The 6540-nt window shown below is 66.6% G+C and carries 7 protein-coding genes; 2 read left to right on the top strand and 5 right to left on the bottom strand.

Annotated features, from left to right (window positions below):
* Positions 1–408, top strand: a 408-nt coding sequence (locus NS355_RS19010) for a hypothetical protein (RefSeq protein WP_058745740.1), incomplete at its 5' end; no start/stop codon positions are given.
* Between the two features lie 391 nt (positions 409–799).
* Here NS355_RS19010 and NS355_RS19415 read toward each other — a convergent pair.
* The 5 genes from NS355_RS19415 to ruvB all read right to left on the bottom strand — a co-directional run bounded on the left by NS355_RS19415 (position 800) and on the right by ruvB (position 5411).
* Positions 800–922, bottom strand: coding sequence for a hypothetical protein (locus NS355_RS19415; RefSeq protein WP_275934723.1), 123 nt, complete (start codon positions 920–922; stop codon positions 800–802).
* A gap of 36 nt (positions 923–958) precedes the next feature.
* Positions 959–2086 (bottom strand): hypothetical protein, encoded by a 1128-nt coding sequence (locus NS355_RS10865; protein WP_058745738.1) that lies wholly within the window; start codon positions 2084–2086, stop codon positions 959–961.
* Positions 2086–2820, bottom strand: a complete 735-nt coding sequence (locus tag NS355_RS10860) for a hypothetical protein (protein WP_244489653.1) — start codon at positions 2818–2820, stop codon at positions 2086–2088. The genes NS355_RS10865 and NS355_RS10860 overlap by 1 nt, the downstream gene beginning before the upstream one ends.
* 4 nt (positions 2821–2824) lie before the next feature.
* Complete coding sequence (locus NS355_RS10855) at positions 2825–4039, bottom strand: toxic anion resistance protein (protein ID WP_058745737.1); 1215 nt, start codon at positions 4037–4039, stop codon at positions 2825–2827.
* Positions 4040–4385: 346 nt separating this feature from the next.
* Positions 4386–5411, bottom strand: coding sequence for a Holliday junction branch migration DNA helicase RuvB (ruvB, locus tag NS355_RS10850; protein WP_058745736.1), 1026 nt, complete (start codon positions 5409–5411; stop codon positions 4386–4388).
* A 142-nt stretch (positions 5412–5553) separates the two neighbouring features.
* On the opposite strand from ruvB, the gene NS355_RS10845 reads away from it, so the two are divergent.
* Positions 5554–6447 (top strand): 2-hydroxyacid dehydrogenase, encoded by an 894-nt coding sequence (locus NS355_RS10845; protein ID WP_058745735.1) that lies wholly within the window; start codon positions 5554–5556, stop codon positions 6445–6447.
* Positions 6448–6540 lie beyond the last annotated feature (93 nt).

Below are 6540 nucleotides of genomic sequence, written 5' to 3'. Positions count from 1 at the left end.
GCCCCGCCCGCACCGCGCCCCGTGCTGGGGAATGACTGGCGCGATTGGCCGCTGACGCCGGGCGACTGGCGGTATCAGCGCGCCGCGCAAGGGTCGGCCGCGACCTTCGGCACCGGCGGCGTCACGCGCCTGACCCTGGCCTGCGATCCGCGCACCCGCCAGATCCGCCTCGGCCGCCCCGCCTCGGTCGCGGGCACGGTCACCATCCGCACCTCCAGCACCATGCGCAGCCTGAGCGCCCATGCCGTCGCCTCCGGCGCGGAGCTGTCGCTGCCGGTCGCCGATCCGTTGCTGGATGCCATGGCGTTCAGCCGGGGTCGGTTCACCATCGAACAGAGCGGACAAGTGCCGCTGGTCATCCCCGCCTATGCGGAGATCGGACGCGTGATCGAGGATTGCCGGGGCTGAGTCCCGCGATTTGGCGGGCGCAGGATGCTCGGCCAAACATCGCTGCATTACAAGTCTTGTTTATTGGCTTTCGCCTACGCACATTGGCGTTGCGCACTTTGAAAGGGCGCATTGGCTTTAACTAGCGAAAGGAGGTGATCCGATGTCTCATGGTTCAGCAAGGGGGTCGGTTCAGTTCGTTCGGGGGGCCGGTCTCTGATATCGATAGGCGCGGTTCGGGGGGTATTTTCCCCCAATCAACGGTCGCGCCTGATGTCATGAGGCCCGCATGGTTTCCCGGGCTGGAGCTCTCCGGCCGCTGACCATGTTTAGGGGTTGCCGGGGCCGTCGCGATGACGTCCCGGCAGCCCTTTTCATGTGTGGGAAGGCTTCGGCGCACCTCCCTGGGCCGCTATTGTCGCGAAATGTCAGTCATGGTGGATGCGGGGTCCTGCATCGCCAGCCGCAGGGGCTTGTCGCCGGGCACCAGCAGGACGGGCACGTCCTTGCCCGCCTGGACCAGCACCTGATCCACCGGGATCGCATCGTCGCTCTCGCTCGCGATAAAGGCCTAGACCAGGCGCTCGCCCTTTTGCGGTACGAAGCCGACGGGAATCGCCATCGCCTTGTGATTCATTGCCGCCAACCAGTCGGGCCGCCCCTTCACCATGCGCGTCGGCGGATGATAGACTTGCAGATCGACCGCACCGGCATAGCGCCCGACCGTCACGGGGCGATCCCCCTCGAACAGCACGATGGACCGATCGGGTGCCTTGGCCGCGAGCGCCTGACGCGCCAACATGTTGGACCCACCCATATCCCGACCGAGCGACGTCTGATCGATTGTCAAAGGATCGATCCCGGTCTTGGCTTTGAGCCGCGTCGCCATCCAGCGCGTGCTGGCCTTTCCAGCGCGGTCTAGGGGTTGCTCGGTGACGTGGCTGAAGCCGACATAGACAAATATCCTGGCGGCAGGATCAGCGGCGAGGAGGTGCGCAAGATGCGTGGACTGCGCCTCTTCGCGTCGATCGATGCTTTCGTCCCGGCTTGCGCCCTTGGGTGCCTGCTCCGTGGCCGTCTGCTCATAGGTGTAAGGACGGTATCCCATGGCGAGCGACTGGCGGACGAAGTCGCCGAAGACCGGATCCTGGGTGTAATGGCCGGATGTGCGGATCGGATAACCCTGCTTCGCCAGCAGGACCATCGGCGCCTGATCCTCCTTGTTCCAGAAGGTTTCCGCCGCGAGAATCGAATAGCCGAGCGGCCGGAGCGCCCGCGCCACTTCCAGTGCAAAGGCACGGTCGCGCGGCAAACCGTGATTCTCGTTGAGGATCACCACGCGGGTCTTGGCCGCTCGAGCAACGACCTCGGCGATCGCGTCGCGCGGCGTGGCGGCGGCAAGCCGCGCGGCGAGCGCCTTGTCATCGGGGTCGGTCGACGGCTCCGGCTCGGGATACGCGGGCTCGGCGGTCATCCGCGTCCGGGCTTCCTGCCATTGGCTGTAGAACATGCCCCGCTTGGGCTGGCCCGCCGCATCGAAGGCCAGCGGCCGCAAGGCGTCAGCCGCGTCGAGATAGCGGCCGGTTTCGAGATGTTTCAGCGCCGCATTCAAGGCATCCCAATCAGCCTGGGACGGCCCGTCCTGCGCCATCGCGGCGGTGGAAAGCATCATCAACACCACCACCGCCGCGCGTCGCATCAGTCAGCCTTTTCCTCGCGATATTTCATTTCCAGGAACCGCCCGCGCGTCGACAGGCTGTCGAGGTCGGCCTGGGCCAGCCGCTGGGTCATGTCGCCGATTTCCTGCTCGATGAGCTTCAAGCCGTCGACCAGTTGCGCATCCGGCGTTCGGCCGTTGCGCTCGACCCGGCGGAGCGGCTCGGGCACCCGTTCATAGTCGCGCAGAAAAGCGGGGAGCTGCTCGCCGATCAGGCGGCGGACCTCCATCGCCTCGGGCGTCTCGTTGTCGACCGCCGCCAGCTGCGGCGAGAGCGTGTCGAGCCGCCGCCCGATCCGGTCGACCAGTTGCACGGCGGGCGCGGGCAGCAGGGGCCGCTGAGCCTCCAGCCAACGTTCGGTCTGAGCGGGCAGCGCCTTGATATCGACCTGCGCCAGCTTGGCGGGCGTCGGTGCGCGCGGGGCGGGCGCCAAAGCGATAGCGAGCGTCGCCGCCAGCATGAGCATCATCGCCGCCAGCGCACCGAAAATGCCGATCCCGCCGGGCAGGATCAGGCCCGTCACCATCGCCGCGATCAGGATGACCGCATTGGCGATGGCGATCAGGATCAACCGCTGCAATGCCGAGCGCGTCTTGCGCCGGGCGCGCTTGATCGTCGCCTGTGCTTGCCCGCGATAATCCTGCGAGATGCGCGCCATCACCTCGCGCGCACGCTCGATCTGGGCATCGACCTCGTTCGAGCGGGGGGTGGCCACGGGTTTACAGCGCCTCCAGCTTGAACGACGACGCCGACGACCCGCTGGTCAGCTGCGGGTTCTGCGCGCCCTCGGCCCGGGCGATATAGCCCTTCGACTTCTCGACCTCGTTGCCCAGCGTCGTGACCGTGGTCTTCATCGAATCGAGCGCCTTCATCTTGAAGCTGTCGATCGCATCCATCGTGTCATAGATGTTCTGGAAGGCGCGTTGCAGCGTTTCCAGCGGGATGGTCGAGGCCGCCGCCTGTTCATGGATTTGCGCGGTCTGGCTGCGCAGCAACTTGCCGGTGGAATCGATGATGTTGGCGGTGGTGGTGTTGAGCGCGGTGATCTGGTCGAGCACCAGCTTCTGATTGGCCAGCGCCTGCGCCACGGTGACGGCGGTGCGCAGCGCCGAGACGGTGGTGGTCGAGGCGCGGTCGACGCCCTTCACCAGCTCGACATTGTTCTTCTTGACCAGATCGAGCGCCAGATAGCCCTGCACCGTCACCGCCATCTGGGTCAGCAGGTCCTGGGTCCGCTGACGGGTATAAAACAGCGCGGTCTCGCGGATCGCCTTGGCCTTGGCGGGATCACTGTGGTCCAGCTCGTTCGCCGTATCCTCCAGCTTGGCGTCCATGGTCTTGGACAGATGGATCATCTGCTCCAGCCGCCCCATCGCCGACCAGAGGTTCGCGCGCTCGGTGTCGATCGCGGCATTGTCCATCAGCAGTTCGTCACGGCCCGAGGACAGGCTCTTCAGGATGGCGGCAATATGCGTCTGCGACGAGCGATAGCCGTCGAAATAGTCGCGCATCTTGTTGCCGAAGGGCAGGATGCCGAGCAGCTTGCGCGGCGCGGAGAGATTGCCCTGGCGACCGGGATCGAGGCTTTCGACGACGCGGCGCAGCTCGGTCAGGTCCTTGCCCACGCCCGTCTCGCCGTCCATCGCTTTGACCGGGCGATCGAGGAAACGGTTGGACTGGCTGGCCGCCTCACGGATTTCCTTTTGCCCCATGGCGGTGATCGCATCGACGCGGCGGCCGAATTCGGGGCTGTTGACGTCCTGCGCGATCAACTCGGCGACGAAGCCGTCGACCTTCTGCTCCAGCTGGCTGCGCGTCTTGTCGTCGACGGGCACCAGTCCGGCGGCCTGGGCGGGCGCCACCGTCGGCACGGGATCGGGCGGCGTCAGCGTCAGCCCCTTTTCCTGGGTCACGGTATCGGCGGTCGTGGCCATCGTTCAAACTCTCCAAATACGCATCTCTAGTGTGGAGGGGATGGCCGCTGGGTTCAAGTGTATTATCGGGGTAATACTATCCGCGGTGTCGTGCGGCAAAATGATCGTCGGTTCTCGCAACCGAAACCAAGGGGGTTCGTTACCCTGGCTCGGCCTTGCCTCTCCGGGCGGTTCGATCACTCCCAATCCCATGACGTTCTCGCTTTCGCGTGAGGAATCATATGGTTGCGGGGCAGCGATCGTTCCCGAGCGGAGATGCCGGGCCGAACGCAGCATAGAGAGACACCCACCTGACCCCTATCGGTCTTCCGGCCGGCGGGGGTCCGTTTTCGACGCCCGCCCCCGTTCAGACGTCGAACAGACCGTCCTGCGATCCGACCGGCGGATTCAGCCCCAGATGCTTCCACCCGCCAGGATTGAGGATACGCCCGCGCGCGGTGCGGGCGAGCAGGCCGAGCTGGATCAAGAAGGGCTCGATGACCTCCTCGATCGTGTCGCGCGGCTCGGACAGACCGGCGGCCAGCGTCTCCACCCCCACAGGCCCGCCGCGATAGACATCGGCGATCATCGTCAGATAGCGGCGATCCATCGCATCGAGCCCCAGCGCGTCGACCTCCAGCCGGTTGAGCGCCTGGTCGGCGGCGGCGGCATGGACGATCTCATGCCCCGCCACGCTGGCAAAGTCGCGGACCCGGCGCAACAGCCGCCCGGCGATACGCGGCGTACCTCGCGAGCGGCGCGCGACCTCGACCGCGCCGTCCTCGGCGATGGGCAGGTCGAGCAGCCGGGCGGCGCGGGTGACGACGCGGGTCAGTTCCTCGACCGTATAGAATTGCAGGCGGACCGGAATGCCGAAACGATCGCGCAAGGGGGTGGTCAGCAATCCCTGCCGCGTCGTCGCGCCGACCAGCGTGAAGCGCGGCAGGTCGATCCGCACCGAGCGCGCCGACGGCCCCTCGCCGATCATCAGATCGAGGACGCGGTCCTCCATGGCCGGGTACAGGACTTCCTCGACCGCCGGTTGCAGACGGTGGATTTCGTCGATGAACAGGACGTCGCCGTCTTCCAGATTGGTCAGCAGCGCGGCGAGGTCGCCCGACTTGGCGATGACCGGACCGGAAGTCGCGCGAAAGCCCACCCCCATCTCCCGCGCGATGATCTGCGCCAGCGTCGTCTTGCCCAGGCCCGGCGGGCCGAAGAACAGCACATGGTCCAGCGCGTCGCCGCGTCCGCGCGCTGCCTGGATGAAGACGCGCAGATTGTCGCGCGCCGCCTGCTGCCCGACAAATTCGTCCAGGCTTTTCGGGCGAAGCGCGGCGTCGACATCCTCGGGACGGCGGCTGGCGGACAAAAGGCGGTCTTGGTCGGTCACGGTGCCAGCCCTAGCGGCTGGGGGGCATGGCTGTCGAGCGGGATCGCGAACATTGCACGAACATGGCAGAGAGCGAACGACGCGGCGATCCGTTTAACCCGGATGGCGGACAGGCGGTAAAAAGCACGCTACTATCAGAGTCATGCCGCACGACCTCTTCCTGGCAACCGCCATCCCGCCCGCCCTCGACATCGCACTGGCCGAACGTTTCAGGATCCACCGCGACACGGCCCCGCCGACCACCCGCGCCATCGTGGGCGGCGGCATGATGACGGTCGACGCGGCCCTGCTCGACCGGCTGCCGGAACTGGAAATCATCGCGATCCACGGCGTCGGCCATGACGGGATCGACCATGACGCGGTCGCGGCGCGTGGTATCCGCATCGCGATCACCGCCGACATATTGACCGAGGATGTCGCCGATCAGGCAATCGCCTTGTGGCTGGCCGTCGACCGGCGGATCGCGGCGAACGACCGGGCGATGCGGATGGGCAACTGGACCGTGCCGCTGGGTCGACGCGCCAGCGGGCGGCGGATCGGGATTTTCGGGCTGGGCCGGATCGGACAGGCGATTGCAAAAAGGGCCGAGCCGTTCGGTGGCGAGATCCTCTACACCGCGCGGTCGGAAAAGCCGGTGGCCTGGCGCTTCCTGCCCGATCTGGCGACGCTGGCGGCGGAAAGCGACGTGCTGTTCCTCGCTGCGCCGGGCGGGGACGAGACCCGGCGGGCGGTCGATGCCGCTGTGCTCGATCGGCTGGGGGCGGACGGCGTGCTGGTCAATGTCGCGCGCGGCAGCCTGGTCGATGAGGATGCGCTGATCGCGGCATTGGAGTCGCATCGTATCGCGGGGGCGGGACTGGACGTGTTCGCCGACGAACCCGACGTGCCCTATGCGTTGCGCCGGATGAACCATGTCGTCCTCGCCCCGCATCAGGGGAGCGCGACGCGGGAGGGGCGTGCGGCGATGGCGGAGATGGTTGTCGCGAACCTGGAGGCGCATTTCGCGGGGCGTGAGGTGCCGGGGCTGTTGGCGTGATGGCTTCCCTTGGCCTTCGACTTCGCTCAGGCTGAACGGGGTTTGGGGGTGGGTCGGATTTACAACAACCGTTCGGGCTGAGCGAAGTCGAAG

The organism is Sphingomonas yabuuchiae (assembly GCF_001477495.1).
Lineage (GTDB): Bacteria > Pseudomonadota > Alphaproteobacteria > Sphingomonadales > Sphingomonadaceae > Sphingomonas > Sphingomonas yabuuchiae_A.
This window is presented reverse-complemented; position numbering and strand designations above follow the sequence as displayed.